Origin of the sequence: Klebsiella sp. w6 (assembly GCF_033100215.1) — a bacterium.
Lineage (GTDB): Bacteria > Pseudomonadota > Gammaproteobacteria > Enterobacterales > Enterobacteriaceae > Klebsiella > Klebsiella variicola.
The window spans coordinates 3,987,227-4,004,736 of sequence record NZ_CP136907.1 but is presented as its reverse complement, the minus strand read 5'-3'; the positions used below and the strand labels follow the sequence as shown (position 1 = coordinate 4,004,736).

Sequence of the window (17,510 nt, the reverse complement as noted above, 5' to 3'; positions counted from 1 at the left end):
GAAAAAAGATGCGCGAGGCTTCGCGCATCGTGGTTTGTCTTATTTCACGGTGTTGATTTCGGTACTCTTGAAATACTGATAGCCACCCATGTTGCTGGCATAGCTGTGCGAGGAGTTGAGAATCAACTTGTTCGCGCTCAGGGTGCCGACGTCACAAGTGTTAAACCCTAACCAGCCGCAGCCGCGACCGCTGTTGATGACCTTTTTCGCGTTCATCGTCAGCGTACCACCCGCTTTAATCAACGAGTAATTGCTGATAGTGCTATTATTTCGGGCATCCAGCAGCATGTCGCCTGTGCTGGAGAAGGTGCCCTCATTAACGATGTTTCCAGTGGAAGTCAGGGCAATATTACCCGCTGTGATAGTACCGGTGTTATTCACCACAGCATGATGGGTGGTGATATCGGCCGCTTTCATATAACCATTTTGATTCAGCCAGTAGCTGTGGGCGGTAATGGCATTGGTGGCCTCCATGCGACCGCTGGTGCTTTGCGCCAGCGTGCCGTTGGTCTGCAGATTGATATTTTCGCCGGTGATATTGCCGAGGTTATAGATCTCGCCCGTATTGGTGCTGCCATCCTGCTTAAGGGACTGAACGGTGGTTTGGCCGGTAGAATTAATGTTGCCGGTATTCTTAAAGCTGCTGCCAACAAACGTCAGGCTGGTGTTTTTGGCGCTGATTTTGCCTTCATTGAGGAAATCACCGATTGCCGTGGCGGCAATCTGGTTATTCGACAGCAGGGACGCTTTGGCCTCATTGCGGATTTTCCCGCCGCTGGTCAGGCTAAGTCCGCTGGTGCCGGTCATTGTGCCTGAGTCGCCGTTAGTGATATTGCCGTTGGCGGAGGCAATCAGCTGGCCGCCGGTGAGGGAGCCGACGTTGACGATATAGTCGCCGCTGGAAAGCATTAAATAATAGGCGCCAGCGATGCTGCCGTTATTGGTGATACCCGTGGCGGTGGAAACCTGGCTCAGCAAACCTTTGCCCGTTATTGTCCCTTTGTTTAGCAGGTTACCGTTGCTGGTGAGCTGCAGCGTGCTGTTAGCGACAATGGAGCCCTGGTTACGTACGCCAAAGCCGATGTTATTGCCGACCATGCTGATGCTGTTGGCGGTGATGCCGCCAAGGCTGCTGACGTCGATGCTGTACTGCGGGTTGATCGTCATTTCGATAAGCGTCGCTTGTTTACCTGCAGAGGTTATCGCGCCAGAGCTGTTATCCATGGTGAAGCGACCTGCGCTGACCAGGGCATTATTGGCCTGTACTTTACCGTTAATCTTAATCGCGTCGGCGAGCAGAACCGCGTAGCCGTTAGCGGCGTTCATGCCATTTTCGCCGATGGTGAGGGTGCCGCCCGTTACGGTATAGCTGCCGATGGCGCCGTCGCTGGTCATGTTGACTTTACCGGTGGTCAGGATGGCCTTGTTGGTATTGACAAAGCTACAGCCGGAGCAGGTGATGCCGTTCGGGTTGGCGATCACCACGTCCGCTTTCTGACCGTTAACTTCGATAAAGCCCTTCAGGCTACTGGCGTTTTTGGAGGTCACCTCGTTCAAAATCACCGAGGCGCTGCCGGCGGTCAGGTTGTTGTTGCGGGCAATATTGCCCAACGTACCGTGGCTGACATCCTCGCCGCTGTTATTAAGGACGGTGCCATTAGTACCGACGTTGAAGTCGCGGTACAGGTTATGGGAGACGCCGGCGGCGTTCGGCTTTTCAATATCAATAACCGTGGCGCCGGACGAATGCGTATAGCTGGTCGGGTCGGCATAAACCACCGACGAGGTTAATACTGTCGCCAGCGCGACATAAGAAGCTTTAAACTTAAACATTTTATTTATTCCTTTAAATTAAGATTAATAAACAACGTAGCTGAAAGGGTCGATAATGATTGAATTAATACCTCCACTGTAATGAAAAGCCCATATTCAGGGCGTCGCTATGAAACGTATCCGGTTTACTGAGCGGGGTGCTAATAAACAGATCGTATTGCGTTGACCATAATTGTCCGCGCAGGCCGCTGACGGCGCCGGAAAGGACTTTGCCTTTTTGATACAGATCGGCGCCAATAAGGCGACCCACATCCGCGCCCAGATAGAATTGCCGCTCGTGGGTGGGCAGATCCCAGATAAAATCGTTGCGCCAGTACCATCCCTGATTGCCGGACAGGCTGTTTTCACCGTCAAAACCGCGCACGCTCCAGCGACTACCAATATTGAATTTATTATCGGAAGCGAGTTTGTCCGGGCTGAACTGGGCGCTCAAGCGGGGAGCCCAGGTAAATTTGTCGCCGGTGGCGTCAAATTTCATTAGCGCCTGCAGATTTCCATGCACGATCCTCGACAGCGGGCTGTATAACCCGGCCTTTTCCTCCGGCGTTGGCGTTGAGCTGAGCCACGGCAGGCTGCGCTGGATGCCGATGCTGGCATCAACAATCTTTTTGTTAAAGTAGTGCTGGTGGTTGAGGGTGAATTCCCATGAGGGGTTCTGCTTGCGCATCACCAGTAGCTCACTGCCGCCAAAGTAATAATGCGAGGTACTCTTGGCGATCCGCAGGTCGGCGGTGGTTTTTTGCTGCCGGGTGTGGGAGAGCAGACGACTCAGCGTGGCGCTGTAGTAGCGATTTTTACTCTTATAATCCATCGTCGACCAGTTGCCGTTAAACTGCTGGCGATACTGGCTGTATGCCCCGTAGGCGCTGAGTGTCCAGTAGCCGAAGGGGATGGAGTAATACAGGCTGCCGTTGTGGTTGCCGTCGTTATGCTGATTGAATTCAATATCGCCCCCGCCGGAAAGGTACAGGATATCGTTGAGGGTGGTCAGGTCATAGAGATAGAGGGCGCCGCCGGCCTGGTAGCGGCCGCTGGCTTTGCTGCCGGCGTCGTCAAGCCAGGCGCCAAGCTGCCATTTTTTCGCCAGGCTGCGGGCAATCTGGATATCGCTTTCCCCCTCGTGCTGCCCCGGCAGCAGTTTCATGTGCGCGGTGGCGCCGGGCAGGCGCTGCAGATTGACCATCCCCTGCTCGAGGTCGCTTAAGCGCAGGATCGTGCCGGAAGAGGTTGGCAGTGAATTCCACAGGCGGGTGGTGTCTGAGCCGTCGGCATAGTCGATAGCGCCCACTTTGCCATAGTGCAGCGTCAGCCTGAGCATGCCCTGCTCCAGCGACTGGGAGGGCACATCAATCAGGGAGGTGATGTAGCCTTGCGCAATCAGCTCGTTTTGCAAGGTATAGGCCAGCAGGCGAATACCTTCGCTGCCGAGGCAGCGGCCCTGCGCCTGCTGCGCGGTTTTCGCCAGTAATTTCCGGGTGAGCGCCTGGTTATCGGAGTCGATATCGACCCGGTTGATCAATTTACAATGCGTTTCCTCAGGGAAAGGGATACCCTGCGGCGCCACGCGCTGTTGTGAAGACTGAAAGTCCTGTTGCTGCGGCGCCAGCGCCTCCTGGCGGGCTTTATCCTGCTCCGTCTGGTGAGCTGAGGTGGTCAACTGCGCGGCTCCGGCGGCTGAGGTGCCCGCCAGCGTGATAAACAGTAGCCCGGTGAGCGTGCGAGATCGAATTAACATGAAGCAATATCCATTTGTTTCATTGGTTCGGTGGCGCATCCGTTATTCTGCGTGCGGCAGAGAATATTGATGGCCTTTATTTCGCGCAGGCGAGGTCAGGCAAGAATATTATATTCAATTAATAAAATAATCGTGCGACGAACCTGTTACGAGGCGTTATATGCTAGCGGCGGTAGTGAAGCAGATCCACGAATTCATTAGTGAATTCTTTATGAATTGATCGATTTAATAAATAAGTTCAGCTTTTATCGCTAAGGTTTATTTGGTACGTAAATGATAGTAGCGATAACCGGCCGCATAAATAATATTGAAGAATAATATGGCGGGAAAGATAAGCTGCGCATACCGGGCGGTATGCGCAGCGAATAACGATTAATGCAGAATTTTGGCGAGGAAATCTTTGGCGCGATCGGATTGCGGATTGGCAAAGAAGGCTTCTTTATCGGCATCTTCGACAATCTTTCCTTCATCCATAAAGATCACCCGGTTCGCCACCTTGCGGGCAAAACCCATTTCATGGGTCACGACCATCATGGTCATCCCCTCGTTGGCCAGTTCGACCATGACGTCCAGCACCTCGTTAATCATCTCCGGGTCAAGCGCTGAGGTGGGCTCATCAAACAGCATAGCGATCGGGTCCATGCACAGGGCTCGGGCAATGGCCACGCGCTGCTGCTGGCCACCGGAGAGCTGCGCCGGATATTTTTCCGCATGCGCCGCCAGGCCAACGCGCTCCAGCAATTTGAGGCCTTTCTTGCGCGCTGATGCTTTATCGCGGTTAAGCACTTTGACCTGCGCCAGCGTCAGGTTGTCGATAATCGACAGATGAGGGAACAGTTCAAAATGCTGAAAGACCATTCCGACGTGCGAGCGCAGTTTAGCCAGGTTGGTCTTTTTATCGTTAACCACGGTGCCGTCGACGATAATCTGCCCCTGTTGCACAGGCTCAAGGCCGTTTACGGTTTTAATCAGCGTGGATTTACCGGAGCCTGACGGCCCGCAGACCACCACGACTTCACCTTTTTTCACTTCCGTGGAGCAATCGGTCAGCACCTGAAAGTGACCATACCATTTTGAAACGTTTTTCAGGGTAATCATTACACAGTCCTTTTCTTCAACCAGCTGACCAACAGCGAGGCGCTTAGGCTAATCACAAAATAGACGCCGCCCGCGAACAGGATCATTTCGACCTGGGTTCCGTCACGCTCGCCAATGGTGGAGGCGGTACGGAAGAAGTCGGCGAGGCTCAATACATACACCAGCGAGGTATCCTGGAACAGGACGATCCCCTGGGTAAGCAGCAGCGGTACCATGGCGCGGAAGGCCTGCGGCAGGATCACCAGCCGCATTGACTGCCAGTGGGTCATCCCCAGCGCCAACGCGGCGCCGGACTGGCCGCGGGAGATGCTCTGGATGCCAGCGCGGATAATCTCTGAGTAGTAGGCGGCTTCGAACATCGAAAAGGCCACCATCGCCGAGATCAGGCGAATATCCGTTTTCGGCGACAGCCCCAGCACGTTCTGCAGGAAGCCCGGGACAATCAGGTAGAACCACAGCAGGACCATCACCAGCGGGATAGAACGGAATACGTTAACGTAGGTTTTAGCAAACCAGGCCAGCGGCAGAAAACTGGACAGGCGCATCACCGCCAGCAGGGTGCCCCAGACGATACCGACCACGATGGCGATCACCGTAATCTTCAGGGTGATCACCAGCCCTGCCAGCAGATAGGGCATAGACGGAACGATCGAACTCCAGTCAAAATCGTACATTATTTGCCTCCCATATTGCCAGGCAGGCGAACCTTACGCTCGACCACATACATAATCAGCATAATCACCGCGTTGATGAAGACGTAGGCCAGGGTGATGGCCGTAAAAGACTCCCAGGCATGAGCGGAGTAGTCCAGCAGTTTGCCCGCCTGCGCGGCCATATCGGCAAGACCGATGGTGGAGGCGATGGCCGAGTTTTTCACCAGGTTCATCATTTCCGAGGTCATCGGCGGCACGATAACGCGGTAGGCGTTCGGCAGCAGCACGTAGCGGTAGGTTTGCGGCAGGGTCAGGCCCATCGCCAGACCGGCGTTCTTCTGCCCGCGCGGCAGCGACTGAATGGCGGCGCGTACCTGCTCGCAGACGCGGGCGGCGGTAAACAGCCCCAGGCACAGCATGGAGGAGACAAAGAACTGAATGTTTGGGTCCAGCTCCGATTTAAACCACATGCCGATATTTTCCGGCAGGAATTCCGGCACCACCAGGTACCAGGTAAAGAACTGCACGATCAGCGGCACGTTGCGAAACAGTTCGACATAGCAGGTGCCAATGCCCGAGAGGAAGCGATTGGGGACCGTGCGTAAAATGCCAAACAGTGAGCCGACGAGAAAAGCGATGATCCAGGCCGAGATGGAGAGGGCGACGGTTATCTGAAAACCGCTCCACAGCCAGCCCAGGTAGGTAGTGTTGCCGAAGGGGGCCTGTTGCAGGAATATCCCCCAGTTCCAGTCTATTGACATACATGACTCCTGGAAAAAAAAGGGTAGCCATTGCTACCCTCGAAGACGGTTGTCCAGCTTGTTTCGGTATTCGCGGCGGCTGGGGAACGACCAGCCACCGTATAGTCTGTCCGTGCTGTGACAATCATCGGGAGGGCAGGATATCCCGCCCCTGGTTGTTATAATTAGTTCAGTGCTTTGTCATTAGGTGATTTGAACAGCGCTTTCATGTCGTCAGACAGTTCGAAGTTCAGGTTAAGGTTTTTCGGCGGAATTGGATTTTTGAACCATTTATCAAACCATTTCGCCGCTTCGCCAGAGGTCTGGGCCTGAGCAACGGTTTCATCGACCAGCGCTTTGAACGACGGATCGTCTTTACGCAGCATGCAGCCATAGGCTTCTTTCGACTGTGCGGTGCCGACGATTTCCCAGTTATCCGGTTTCTTCGCCTTGGCGCGTTCGCCGGCCAGCAGAGCGTCATCCATCATAAAGGCCACGGCGCGTCCGCTTTCCAGGGTGCGGAAAGAGTCGCCATGATCTTTGGCGCTGATAATGCGCATATTCATTTTTTTCTCATCGTTCAGCTTATGCAGCAGGATCTCTGAGGTGGTTCCGGAGGTGACAACGACCGCTTTATCCTTCAGGTCCGGGAAATCTTTGATCGGACCGCCTTTCTTCACCAGCAGACGGGTGCCGACCACGAAGATGGTATCGGAGAAGGCCGCCTGTTTCTGGCGCTCAAGGTTGTTGGTGGTTGAGCCGCACTCGAAATCAAAGGTGCCATTCTGCAGCAGCGGGATACGGTTCTGCGAGGTGACCGGGATCAGTTTGACCTGCAGGTCCGGCTTGTTCAGCTTTTTCTTGATGGCATCAACGATGGCGTTGGAGTAGTCCTGAGAGTAGCCCACAACCTTCTGCTGGTTATCGTAGTAAGAGAACGGGACTGAAGATTCACGATGGCCGACAACGATAACCCCATTTTTGGCGATCTTATCCAGGGTGCTCTGGCCTGCCGCCGGGGCGGCATCTTCTGCGTGTGCCAGACCGGCGGTCACACCCATGACCAGCATTGCGGCGGCCAGTTTACGTAATTGCATATCCAACTCCTTATCCGTAGCGTCAGCGGCGCTATTGATACCCATTGTGATTGTGTGTGTTGTTATTCGAGGCACGCGTCCACGTGCCGCATTTGTATGTGTTTGTTAGCATTTAGTTTGGCTTAATGTAAAGATTTTGCTGTTTTATTGTTTATTTTTGCGAAGTGCTCCGCACCAATGGGAGGCAAAGATCTTCCATTGCACCAAAATAGCGCGACCGCCGAACGTTTATGGTGCAACCCGGTTGCACTGGGTCGGACGATGGCGCTACCAGGGAGAATAAAGCAATGACTGTGCCAGGATGGCTGGCGCGGGGAGAAAAAATGCCGGCGACGGGCGTCGCCGGCGGAGAAACTTATCGGCGACGCTGACGCAGGCTCATCAGTAGCGCAGCGAAGCCTAACAGCGCCGTCAGCGCCCATAGCGGCCAGTTGCCGGTGCGGGCGTAAGGGGTTAAGCCGCTGGTGGGCGTCACGGTGGTGGTCAACACCTCGCGGGTAAACTGCGGGATCATCTTCTGGATCTCGCCGCGCGGGCCGATCACCGCAGTAATGCCGTTGTTGGTGCTGCGCAGGAGTGGGCGGGCCAGCTCCAGCGCGCGCATCCGCGCCATCTGGAAGTGTTGCCATGGACCGATGGACTTACCGAACCAGGCGTCGTTGGAGATGGTCAGCAGGAAGTCGGTATCCGGCCGGAAGTTATCGCGTACCTGTTCCCCGAGGATGATCTCGTAGCAGATGGCGGCGGTCAGCTTCAGGTTATGTGCCATCAGCTGCGGCTGCACGTAGGGGCCGCGGCTGAAGGAGGACATCGGCAGGTCAAAGAACGGCGCCAGCGGACGCAGAATCGATTCCAGCGGCACAAACTCACCGAACGGCACCAGATGGTTCTTGTTGTAACGGTTGGTCGAGTCGTAGCGGTACGGGTTATCTTTACCGAGGGTAATGATGGTGTTGTAGGTATCGTAGCGGTTCTGCTTATTGAGACGCGCATCGACAATGCCGGTGATCAGCGAACTGTCTTTGGCGCGCAGCAGATCGTCCATCATGCTGAGGAACTGCTGCTGGTTGATCTCCAGATCCGGGATCGCCGACTCGGGCCAGATAATCAGCTGCGAGTGGCCGATATGCGGCTGGGTCAGCGCCAGGTAGGTTTTCAGGGTGTTGACCAGCTGCTTCTCGTCCCACTTCATGGCCTGTGGGATATCGCCTTGCACCAGCGAGACCTGGGTCGCGCGCTCCGGCAGCAGCTGATACCACTGGATATAGCGCAGCGGGAACGGCAGGGCGAGCAGCAGCGCGGCAATAGCCAGCGGCTTCCAGTTACGCTGGACGAGGGCCAGGGCCAGCAGGCCGCTAACCATCATCAGCAGGAAGTTGATCGCCTCGACGCCCATCACCGGCGCGAGACCTTTCAGCGGGCCGTCGATCTGGCTGTAGCCGAACTGCAGCCATGGGAAGCCGGTCAGCACCCAGCCGCGCAGGAACTCGGTGATTTGCCAGACGACGGGGGCGGCGATAGCCACCCGCAGCCAGCTGGTTTTGGGCCACAGCCGGGAGAGCAGGCCGGCAAACAGGCCGGTATAGAGCGAGAGATAGGCCGCCAGCAGAACGACGAGAAAGACGTTAACCGGACCTGGCATACCGCCGAATTGCGCGATGCTGACATAGACCCAGTTGATACCGGTGCCAAACAGCCCGAATCCCCAGAAATAGCCGATCCCGGCGCTTTGCAGCGGGCGTCGGTTGAGGGTTAACGCCTGCAGACCGATCAGCGAAACGATAGCTGCCGGCCAGAAGTCATAAGGTGAAAAAGCCAGCGTTCCGCTGGCTCCGAATAGCAGCGCCAGCAGCAGACGTACGCGCTGGCGTTCAAGAAGAGAGGCAAATACCATTTAGGCTAATCGTCCCGTAAATTAACGCCTGTTGCCACAGGCTATGCTGTTTGCCAGCAGGGGGAGGGGACAGCCGGGGATCGCCCACGGTCTGTCTCCCGGCTGGCCGTGACCTTCAGCGCCGCGGCTTACTCTTCCAGCTTCGGCTGGGGAGCGTCATCGGGCAGCTTTACATGCACCTGAATGATACGACGGCTATCTGCCATTGCCACCTTGAATTGGTAACCATCAATGTCGATAGATTCGCCGCGGGCCGGCAGATGGCCGAAGGCCTGCATCACCAGCCCGCCAATGGTATCCACTTCTTCATCGCTGAAGTGCGTGTCGAAGGCGTCGTTGAAGTCTTCGATGGAGGCCAGAGCGCGCACCGTCCAGGTGTGGCGGCTCAGCTGGCGGAAATCGATATCTTCTTCTTCGTCGTATTCGTCTTCAATTTCCCCGACGATGAGCTCAAGGATATCCTCGATGGTCACCAGGCCGGAGACGCCGCCGAATTCGTCAATAACGATCGCCATATGGTAGCGCTGTGAGCGAAACTCTTTCAGCATGCGGTCGACCCGCTTGCTTTCCGGGACGACAACCGCCGGCCGTAACACTTTTTCCATGCTGAAGGCTTCGGCGTCGCTGCGCATAAACGGCAGCAGATCCTTGGCCATCAGAATCCCTTCGATGTGATCTTTATCTTCACTGATGACCGGGAAACGCGAGTGGGCGGATTCGATAATGACATCCAGGCACTCGTCCAGCGTCTGGTTACGTTTCAGGGTTATCATTTGTGAACGGGGGATCATAATGTCGCGGACCCGCTGGTCGGCGATATCCATTACCCCTTCGAGCATGTCACGCGTATCTTCATCGATAAGATCGTTCTGCCCGGAATCACGGATCAGCGCCAGCAGTTCATCACGGTTTTTCGGTTCCCCGTGAAAAAGCTGGCTGAGTAACAGGGAGAAAAATCCCTTTTTGCTGTTTACTGTGTCACTACTGTGTGAATTGTCGTCGCTCATGGCGTCGTTTGGGTTCTCATGTTGATTTAACTGTCGCTCGTCGCGCGTAAACTCAGCGCCGGACGGCATGGGTTGCCTGACGTTCAGGCTGGCAAAATGCAGGAACAGCGGCCGGATGCGGCGCAAGCGCCGCCATCCGGCAGGGGGCTATTCAGCAATCTTCTCGGAAATGTACGGGTCCTCATAGCCCAGAGCAAGCATTATCTCTGTTTCAAGGCCTTCCATCTCTTCCGCTTCGTCGTCTTCGATATGATCGTAGCCCAGCAGATGCAGGCTGCCGTGCACCACCATATGCGCCCAGTGCGCCTCCAGCGGTTTACCTTGCTCGCTGGCTTCCTGCTCCACCACCTGACGGCAGATGATCAGATCGCCGAGCAGCGGCATTTCAATCCCCGGCGGCGCTTCAAACGGGAAGGAGAGGACGTTGGTCGGCTTATCCTTGCCGCGGTAGGTCAGGTTCAGCTCGTGGCTTTCTGCAACATCGACCAGACGAATCGTTAACTCTGACTCCTCCTGAAATGGCGGAATGACGGCATCAACCCAGCGCTGAAAAAGGGCTTCGTCCGGCAGGCCGCTGGTCTCTTCGCAGGCCAGCTGTAAATCGAGGATCACCTGACTCATTTTTGCTCCTGTTCCTGGGCTTCGCGTTTTCGCTCGGCGGCCAGTTCTGCTTTACGTTTCTGGTCTGCGGCTTCCCACGCCTCATAGGCGTTCACGATGCGGGCAACCACCGGATGGCGCACCACGTCTTCGCTATGGAAGAAGTTGAAGCTGATCTCATCGACTTCGGCCAGCACTTCGATGGCGTGGCGCAGACCGGATTTGGTGCTGCGCGGCAGGTCAATCTGCGTGATATCGCCGGTGATCACCGCCTTGGAGTTAAAGCCGATGCGGGTCAGGAACATCTTCATCTGTTCAATGGTGGTGTTCTGGCTTTCATCAAGAATGATAAAGGCGTCATTCAGCGTTCGTCCGCGCATATAGGCCAGCGGGGCCACTTCGATGACGTTACGCTCAATCAGCTTCTCTACTTTCTCAAAGCCGAGCATCTCAAACAGCGCGTCATACAGCGGGCGCAGATATGGGTCGACTTTCTGGCTCAGATCGCCGGGCAGGAAGCCGAGCTTTTCGCCAGCCTCGACGGCCGGACGGGTCAGCAGAATACGGCGGATCTCCTGACGCTCCAGCGCATCGACCGCCGCCGCCACCGCCAGATAGGTTTTACCCGTCCCCGCCGGACCCACGCCGAAAGTGATGTCATGATCGAGGATATTGGCGATGTACTGCGCCTGGTTCGGCGTACGCGGTTTGATCACCCCGCGCTTGGTCTTGATATTGACGGCTTTCCCGTACTCCGGCACGCTCTCGGCGCTCTGCTCCAGCACGCGCGCCTCTTTGATCGCCAGATGGATCTGCTCCGGCTCAATATCCTGAATCTGACCGCGCATCGGCGCCGTATCGACATACAGGCTGCGCAGAATATCGGCGGCGGCGTGTACGCAAATAGCGCGTCCGGTCAGTTTAAAGTGATTGTCACGGCGGTTGATCTCAATGCCTAACCGACGCTCCAGCTGTTTGATATTGTCGTCAAACGGGCCGCACAAGGCTAACAGGCGTGCGTTATCCGCTGGCTCCAGGGTAATTTCACGAGTGTCTATGTTCAAACTGTTCCTCTTTACGCAGGTGGCCGGACGCGGCGCGTGGCCGGCTAATCAGGAAATTATTTACGTCACAGGAAAATGGCGCAAGCATTGCTGTAGATATAGGGACGGAGAGAGGAATTACAAGGCCTGCCGGAACCGACAGGCCTGAAGGGATCACGGCTGATAGATACCCACGCCAAGATCGTTCTCTTTACGGGTGCGGGCAATCACTGATTCAGGTGATTCAGCGATACGCAGACCCATCTCCGCCTCGGTACGCACGATTTTGCCGCGCAGCGAGTTGGTGTAAACATCGACGATTTCAACATCGACGAATTTACCGACCATATCCGGCGTACCTTCGAAGTTGACCACGCGGTTGTTCTCGGTGCGCCCGGAAAGCTCCATCAGGCTCTTACGCGACGTGCCTTCCACCAGAATGCGCTGTACCGTGCCGAGCATGCGACGGCTCCAGGCCATCGCCTGCTGGTTGATCCGCTCCTGCAGAATATACAGACGCTGCTTTTTATCCTCCTCCGGCACGTCATCGACCATATCGGCCGCCGGGGTGCCCGGACGAGCGGAGAAGATAAAGCTGTAGCTCATATCGAAATTGACGTCGGCGATTAGCTTCATCGTCTTTTCGAAATCGTCTGTAGTTTCGCCAGGGAAGCCGACAATAAAGTCAGAGCTTATCTGAATATCCGGGCGCGCCTCACGCAGCTTGCGAATAATCGCTTTGTACTCCAGCGCGGTATGGGTGCGTCCCATCAGATTCAGAACCCGGTCAGAACCGCTCTGCACCGGCAGGTGCAGGAAGCTCACCAGTTCCGGCGTATCGCGATAGACCTCGATGATATCGTCGGTAAATTCGATCGGGTGGCTGGTGGTGAAGCGAATACGGTCGATGCCGTCGATAGCGGCGACCAGACGCAGCAGATCGGCAAAGCTGCCGGTGGTGCCGTCGTAATTCTCACCGCGCCAGGCGTTAACGTTCTGGCCCAGCAGATTAACCTCACGCACGCCCTGCGCCGCCAGCTGGGCGATTTCAAACAGGATATCGTCGCACGGACGGCTGACCTCTTCTCCGCGGGTGTACGGCACCACGCAGTAGGTACAGTATTTGTTGCAGCCTTCCATAATCGAAACAAAGGCGGTCGGGCCGTCGGCGCGCGGCTCTGGCAGGCGATCGAACTTTTCAATTTCCGGGAAGCTGATATCCACCACCGGGCTGCGGTTGCCGCGCACGGCGTTAATCATCTCCGGCAGGCGGTGCAGGGTTTGCGGCCCGAAAATAATATCGACATAGTGTGCGCGCTGACGAATATGGTCGCCTTCCTGGGAGGCCACGCAGCCGCCAACGCCAATAATCAGGTCCGGGTTTTTCTCTTTCAGCAGCTTCCAGCGTCCGAGCTGATGGAAAACTTTTTCCTGGGCCTTCTCACGAATTGAGCAGGTATTGAGCAACAGCACATCTGCTTCTTCCGCCACTTCGGTCAGTTGATACCCATGTGTCGCATCCAGCAGATCGGCCATCTTTGATGAATCATACTCGTTCATCTGACAGCCCCAGGTTTTAATATGGAGTTTTTTTGTCATTGACTTGCTCATGCTCAGTAATAGATATCCAAAACGCGGGGATATATACAGGGTGAATTTCGCTTTCCAGGGCGCGTATTGTAATGCTTTGGTCGCCCCCTGACCAGTGCGAGCGTTATCACCGCAAGGGAACAAAAAATCCGGTAAACTTAACGGATTCTGCTTTAAGGATAATAGCCATGACAATTCACGCAACAGATGTCGCCATCGTGGGCGGCGGCATGGTCGGCGGCGCCCTGGCGTTGGGGCTGGCGCAACAGGGATTTACCGTGACGGTGCTTGAGAAAACGGCGCCTCCGGCTTTCGATCCGGCATCCGCCCCGGATGTGCGGATCTCGGCTATCAGCGCAGCTTCGGTCGGCCTGCTGAAGAGCCTCGGCGTCTGGGATGCCGTACGGGCGATGCGCGTCCACGCTTATCGTCGTCTGGAGACCTGGGAGTGGGAGAGCGCGCACGTCGCCTTTGACGCCGCTGAGCTCAAACTGCCGGAGCTGGGCTACATGGTCGAGAACAAGGTCCTGCAATGGGGCCTCTGGCAAGCGCTGGCGGCGCATGAAGGGGTCACCCTGCGCGTTGGTAGCGAACTGGAGGCGATGCAGCGCGGCGAGGCGCATACCGTGCTGCATTTACGCGAGGGAGAGGCGATCCACGCCCGGCTGGTGATCGGCGCCGACGGCGCCAATTCTCAGGTGCGGGAGATGGCCGGCATCGGCGTACACGCCTGGCAGTATCAGCAGTCTTGTATGCTGATCAGCGTCGAATGCGCCGACGATCCCGGCGACAGCACCTGGCAGCAGTTTACCCCCAGCGGGCCGCGCGCCTTCCTGCCGCTGTTCGACCACTGGGCCTCGCTGGTCTGGTACGACACGCCTGCGCGGATCCGTCAGCTGCAGGGCATGACCATGGCGCAACTCCAGCAGGAGATCGCCAGTCACTTTCCGGCGCGGCTGGGTCGTGTGACGCCGCAGGCGGCCGGCGCTTTTCCGCTCACCCGGCGTCATGCGCTGCAGTATGTCCAGCCCGGCCTGGCGCTGGTGGGCGATGCGGCGCATACCATTCATCCGCTGGCGGGGCAGGGGGTTAACCTTGGCTACCGCGATGTGGATGCCCTGCTGGAGATCCTGGCGGAAGCGCGCGGTCGAGGCGAAGACTGGGCCAGCCTGCTGGTGCTGAAGCGCTACCAGGCGCGGCGGCGAGCGGATAATTTTATCATGCAGTCGGGGATGGATTTGTTTTATGCCGGTTTCAGCAATGACCTGGCGCCGGTGCGGATGCTGCGTAATATTGGCCTGATGGCGGCTGAACGCGCCGGGGTGTTGAAGCGTCAGGCGCTGAAGTATGCCTTAGGCTTGTAAAACCGGCTTCCCGGGCAGGGGCGTAGTGGAGAGCGCCTGCCCGGCAGTCAGTACTGCGTAAGCGTGTCAGGACGCCAATAGCAAAAAAGCTCACCGAAGTGAGCTTTTTTGCATTTAAGTGGCTGGGGTACGAGGATTCGAACCTCGGAATGCCGGAATCAGAATCCGGTGCCTTACCGCTTGGCGATACCCCAATTGTCTGTTGCGCTTTACCGTAACTACCCCGGTTGAGGGCAACAGTGCGTTCACTGCTGAACGACTTTTTAATTTGGCTGGGGTACGAGGATTCGAACCTCGGAATGCCGGAATCAGAATCCGGTGCCTTACCGCTTGGCGATACCCCAACAAATTGTTTCGGAATTATCGATGCGTATCGATACGTCCTGAATATGGTGGCTACGACGGGATTCGAACCTGTGACCCCATCATTATGAGTGATGTGCTCTAACCAGCTGAGCTACGTAGCCAAATTGTCTTACTGTTTCTTCGATGGCTGGGGTACCTGGATTCGAACCAGGGAATGCCGGTATCAAAAACCGGTGCCTTACCGCTTGGCGATACCCCAATACCGTCGCGGTGAACCGCAAATATCGAAGAAATATGGCTGGGGTACCTGGATTCGAACCAGGGAATGCCGGTATCAAAAACCGGTGCCTTACCGCTTGGCGATACCCCATCCGTACAACGCTAACTGGTGAATGGTGCGGGAGGCGAGACTTGAACTCGCACACCTTGCGGCGCCAGAACCTAAATCTGGTGCGTCTACCAATTTCGCCACTCCCGCAAAAAAGATGGTGGCTACGACGGGATTCGAACCTGTGACCCCATCATTATGAGTGATGTGCTCTAACCAGCTGAGCTACGTAGCCATCTTTTTTTCGCGTAACCTTATCGGCGTTGCGGGGCGCATTATGCGTATTGGGCCTGCGAGCGTCAACCTCTTTTTCAAGGAAAATCGTTGTAATGTGACTGTTTGGTTAGGTTGCGAACAGCTCGCTGCAATATTCGGCAATTATTGGTTATTTATCGTTTTTCAGCGGCATAAATCCTGCAAAAAGAAAACGGACCCCGGAGGGTCCGTTTCGCGTTTCACCGCCCGTCAGGGCTTATTTGTAGGCAGACTGGTGGACGCCCACCGCACGGCCTGATGGATCGTTCATGGTCTTGAACGCTTCATCCCACTCAATGGCTTTCGCTGAAGAGCAGGCCACCGACGGACCGCCAGGGACACACTCCGCCGCGCTCGGCAGCGGGAACAGCTCTTCGAAGATCTCGCGGTACAGATAGCCTTCTTTGGAGGTCGGCGTGTTGTACGGGAAACGGAAGCTCGCCGTTTCCAGCTGCTGATCGCTGATCTGCTTCGCGGCCACTTCTTTCAGCGTATCGATCCAGCTGTAGCCGACGCCGTCAGAGAACTGCTCTTTCTGCCGCCAGGCAACGCTGGCCGGCAGGTAGGATTCAAAGCATTCACGCAGCACGTGTTTTTCCATTTTGCCGTTGCCGCACATCTTATCCTGCGGGTTGATGCGCATCGCCACGTCGAGGAACTTCTTGTCGAGGAACGGCACGCGGGCTTCCACGCCCCAGGCGGACATCGCTTTGTTGGCGCGGGCGCAGTCAAACATATGCAGCGCCTGCAGCTTGCGCACCGTCTCTTCGTGCAGTTCTTTGGCATTCGGCGCCTTATGGAAATAGAGGTAGCCGCCGAACACTTCGTCCGAACCTTCGCCGGAAAGCACCATTTTGATGCCCATGGCTTTAATTTTACGCGACATCAGGTACATCGGCGTCGAGGCGCGAATGGTGGTCACGTCATACGTTTCGATGTGATAGATAACGTCGCGGATCGCATCCAGCCCTTCCTGGACCGTAAAGTGAATTTCGTGGTGTACGGTGCCGAGGTGGTTGGCCACTTCCTGCGCCGCTTTCAGGTCAGGAGAGCCTTCCAGACCGACCGCGAAAGAGTGCAACTGCGGCCACCAGGCTTCGCTACGCTCCTGATCTTCGACGCGACGGGCGGCGAATTTCTTGGTGATAGCCGAGATGACCGATGAATCAAGACCGCCGGAGAGCAGCACGCCGTAAGGCACGTCGGACATCAGGTGGCTTTTCACCGACTCTTCCAGCGCCTGGCGCAGCTCGTTCTTATCGGTAACGTTGTCTTTCACCGCGTCGTAATCGAACCAGTCACGCTGATAGTACTGGCGAATTTCGCCGTCTTTGCTCCACAGGTAGCTGCCCGCCGGGAACTCTTTAATGGTGCGGCATACCGGCACCAGCGCTTTCATTTCGGAGGCGACATAGAAGTTGCCGTGTTCGTCATGGCCCATATACAGCGGAATAATACCGATATGGTCGCGACCAATTAAGTACGCGTCTTTCTCGCTGTCGTACAGGGCGAAGGCGAACATCCCCTGCAGGTCGTCGAGGAACTCAGGGCCTTTTTCCTGATACAGCGCGAGGATCACTTCGCAGTCAGAGCCGGTCTGGAACTGATAGCGATCGCCATACTCCGCGCGCAGCGCCTGATGGTTGTAGATCTCGCCGTTAACGGCCAGCGCATGGGTTTTTTCGGCGTTGTACAGCGGCTGGGCACCGGCGTTGACGTCGACAATAGACAGGCGCTCGTGCGCCAGAATCGCTTTGTCGCTGGCATACACGCCAGACCAGTCCGGACCGCGATGGCGCATCAGGCGGGAAAGCTCCAGCGCCTTTTTACGCAGCTCGCCTGCGTCAGTTTTAATATCCAGTACGCCAAAAATAGAACACATAGCCTTCTCCATTACCCTGTCGTGTTTGATGTTGTGCTGGCTTCGTCTCGTGGCGAAGCCTGAGTGCGTGCTTAAGAAAATGCCG

13 protein-coding genes and 7 tRNA genes are annotated in these 17,510 nt (G+C 56.2%); 1 reads left to right on the top strand and 19 read right to left on the bottom strand.

Annotation, left to right across the window (positions count from 1 at the left end):
* Positions 1-39: 39 nt before the first annotated feature.
* The 11 genes from R0140_RS19740 to miaB form a co-directional block, all read right to left on the bottom strand.
* Entirely contained in the window at positions 40-1,833 is a 1,794-nt protein-coding gene (locus tag R0140_RS19740) for a two-partner secretion domain-containing protein (RefSeq protein ID WP_317703879.1), read from the bottom strand.
* A 64-nt stretch (positions 1,834-1,897) separates the two neighbouring features.
* Positions 1,898-3,568 (bottom strand): ShlB/FhaC/HecB family hemolysin secretion/activation protein, encoded by a 1,671-nt coding sequence (locus tag R0140_RS19735; protein ID WP_032739317.1) that lies wholly within the window; start codon positions 3,566-3,568, stop codon positions 1,898-1,900.
* 372 nt (positions 3,569-3,940) lie between these two features.
* Complete coding sequence (locus R0140_RS19730) at positions 3,941-4,666, bottom strand: amino acid ABC transporter ATP-binding protein (RefSeq protein ID WP_008805645.1); 726 nt, start codon at positions 4,664-4,666, stop codon at positions 3,941-3,943.
* On the bottom strand, positions 4,666-5,340 hold the full coding sequence (gltK, locus tag R0140_RS19725; protein ID WP_012542451.1) for a glutamate/aspartate ABC transporter permease GltK: 675 nt from the start codon (positions 5,338-5,340) through the stop codon (positions 4,666-4,668). The genes R0140_RS19730 and gltK overlap by 1 nt, the downstream gene beginning before the upstream one ends.
* Positions 5,340-6,080 carry an amino acid ABC transporter permease gene (locus R0140_RS19720; protein ID WP_002894709.1) on the bottom strand — a complete coding sequence of 247 codons (741 nt, stop codon included), beginning with the start codon at positions 6,078-6,080 and terminating at the stop codon, positions 5,340-5,342. The genes gltK and R0140_RS19720 overlap by 1 nt, the downstream gene beginning before the upstream one ends.
* A 164-nt stretch (positions 6,081-6,244) precedes the next feature.
* A complete protein-coding gene (locus R0140_RS19715; protein ID WP_012542450.1) occupies positions 6,245-7,156 on the bottom strand; it encodes an amino acid ABC transporter substrate-binding protein in 912 nt (303 codons plus the stop codon).
* 355 nt (positions 7,157-7,511) lie between these two features.
* Positions 7,512-9,050, bottom strand: a complete 1,539-nt coding sequence (gene lnt, locus R0140_RS19710; RefSeq protein ID WP_032729653.1) for an apolipoprotein N-acyltransferase — start codon at positions 9,048-9,050, stop codon at positions 7,512-7,514.
* 128 nt (positions 9,051-9,178) lie between these two features.
* Positions 9,179-10,057 (bottom strand): CNNM family magnesium/cobalt transport protein CorC, encoded by an 879-nt coding sequence (gene corC, locus R0140_RS19705; RefSeq protein ID WP_004197606.1) that lies wholly within the window; start codon positions 10,055-10,057, stop codon positions 9,179-9,181.
* Between the two features lie 147 nt (positions 10,058-10,204).
* Positions 10,205-10,678 (bottom strand): rRNA maturation RNase YbeY, encoded by a 474-nt coding sequence (ybeY, locus tag R0140_RS19700; RefSeq protein ID WP_002894722.1) that lies wholly within the window; start codon positions 10,676-10,678, stop codon positions 10,205-10,207.
* Complete coding sequence (locus R0140_RS19695; protein WP_008805649.1) at positions 10,675-11,721, bottom strand: PhoH family protein; 1,047 nt, start codon at positions 11,719-11,721, stop codon at positions 10,675-10,677. Before R0140_RS19695 ends, ybeY begins: the two co-directional genes overlap by 4 nt.
* 153 nt (positions 11,722-11,874) lie before the next feature.
* Positions 11,875-13,299: a tRNA (N6-isopentenyl adenosine(37)-C2)-methylthiotransferase MiaB gene (gene miaB, locus R0140_RS19690; RefSeq protein ID WP_012542448.1), complete on the bottom strand. Its 1,425-nt coding sequence runs from the start codon at positions 13,297-13,299 to the stop codon at positions 11,875-11,877.
* Between the two features lie 179 nt (positions 13,300-13,478).
* On the opposite strand from miaB, the gene ubiF reads away from it, so the two are divergent.
* Positions 13,479-14,654, top strand: coding sequence for a 3-demethoxyubiquinol 3-hydroxylase (gene ubiF, locus R0140_RS19685; protein ID WP_032739319.1), 1,176 nt, complete (start codon positions 13,479-13,481; stop codon positions 14,652-14,654).
* Positions 14,655-14,773: 119 nt separating this feature from the next.
* Here the strand turns inward: ubiF and R0140_RS19680 are convergent.
* The 8 genes from R0140_RS19680 to asnB form a co-directional block, all read right to left on the bottom strand.
* Positions 14,774-14,848 (bottom strand) — tRNA-Gln (locus R0140_RS19680).
* Between the two features lie 75 nt (positions 14,849-14,923).
* Positions 14,924-14,998: transfer RNA gene (locus tag R0140_RS19675), tRNA-Gln, on the bottom strand.
* Positions 14,999-15,044: 46 nt separating this feature from the next.
* Positions 15,045-15,121, bottom strand: a tRNA-Met gene (locus R0140_RS19670).
* 23 nt (positions 15,122-15,144) lie between these two features.
* Positions 15,145-15,219: transfer RNA gene (locus R0140_RS19665), tRNA-Gln, on the bottom strand.
* 36 nt (positions 15,220-15,255) lie between these two features.
* A tRNA-Gln gene (locus R0140_RS19660) sits at positions 15,256-15,330 on the bottom strand.
* Between the two features lie 23 nt (positions 15,331-15,353).
* Positions 15,354-15,438 (bottom strand) — tRNA-Leu (locus R0140_RS19655).
* Between the two features lie 8 nt (positions 15,439-15,446).
* Positions 15,447-15,523 (bottom strand) — tRNA-Met (locus R0140_RS19650).
* A 237-nt stretch (positions 15,524-15,760) separates the two neighbouring features.
* A complete protein-coding gene (gene asnB / locus R0140_RS19645; protein ID WP_008805652.1) occupies positions 15,761-17,425 on the bottom strand; it encodes an asparagine synthase B in 1,665 nt (554 codons plus the stop codon).
* Positions 17,426-17,510: the final 85 nt, after the last annotated feature.

Excerpts from the sequence above, each read along its gene's own strand:
- R0140_RS19740 (WP_317703879.1), bottom strand. The coding sequence starts at position 1,833 with ATGTTTAAGTTTAAAGCTTCTTATGTCGCGCTGGCGACAGTATTAACC.
- R0140_RS19735 (WP_032739317.1), bottom strand. The coding sequence starts at position 3,568 with ATGTTAATTCGATCTCGCACGCTCACCGGGCTACTGTTTATCACGCTG.
- R0140_RS19730 (WP_008805645.1), bottom strand. The coding sequence starts at position 4,666 with ATGATTACCCTGAAAAACGTTTCAAAATGGTATGGTCACTTTCAGGTG.
- gltK (WP_012542451.1), bottom strand. The coding sequence starts at position 5,340 with ATGTACGATTTTGACTGGAGTTCGATCGTTCCGTCTATGCCCTATCTG.
- R0140_RS19720 (WP_002894709.1), bottom strand. The coding sequence starts at position 6,080 with ATGTCAATAGACTGGAACTGGGGGATATTCCTGCAACAGGCCCCCTTC.
- R0140_RS19715 (WP_012542450.1), bottom strand. The coding sequence starts at position 7,156 with ATGCAATTACGTAAACTGGCCGCCGCAATGCTGGTCATGGGTGTGACC.
- lnt (WP_032729653.1), bottom strand. The coding sequence starts at position 9,050 with ATGGTATTTGCCTCTCTTCTTGAACGCCAGCGCGTACGTCTGCTGCTG.
- corC (WP_004197606.1), bottom strand. The coding sequence starts at position 10,057 with ATGAGCGACGACAATTCACACAGTAGTGACACAGTAAACAGCAAAAAG.
- ybeY (WP_002894722.1), bottom strand. The coding sequence starts at position 10,678 with ATGAGTCAGGTGATCCTCGATTTACAGCTGGCCTGCGAAGAGACCAGC.
- miaB (WP_012542448.1), bottom strand. The coding sequence starts at position 13,299 with ATGACAAAAAAACTCCATATTAAAACCTGGGGCTGTCAGATGAACGAG.
- ubiF (WP_032739319.1), top strand. The coding sequence starts at position 13,479 with ATGACAATTCACGCAACAGATGTCGCCATCGTGGGCGGCGGCATGGTC.
- asnB (WP_008805652.1), bottom strand. The coding sequence starts at position 17,425 with ATGTGTTCTATTTTTGGCGTACTGGATATTAAAACTGACGCAGGCGAG.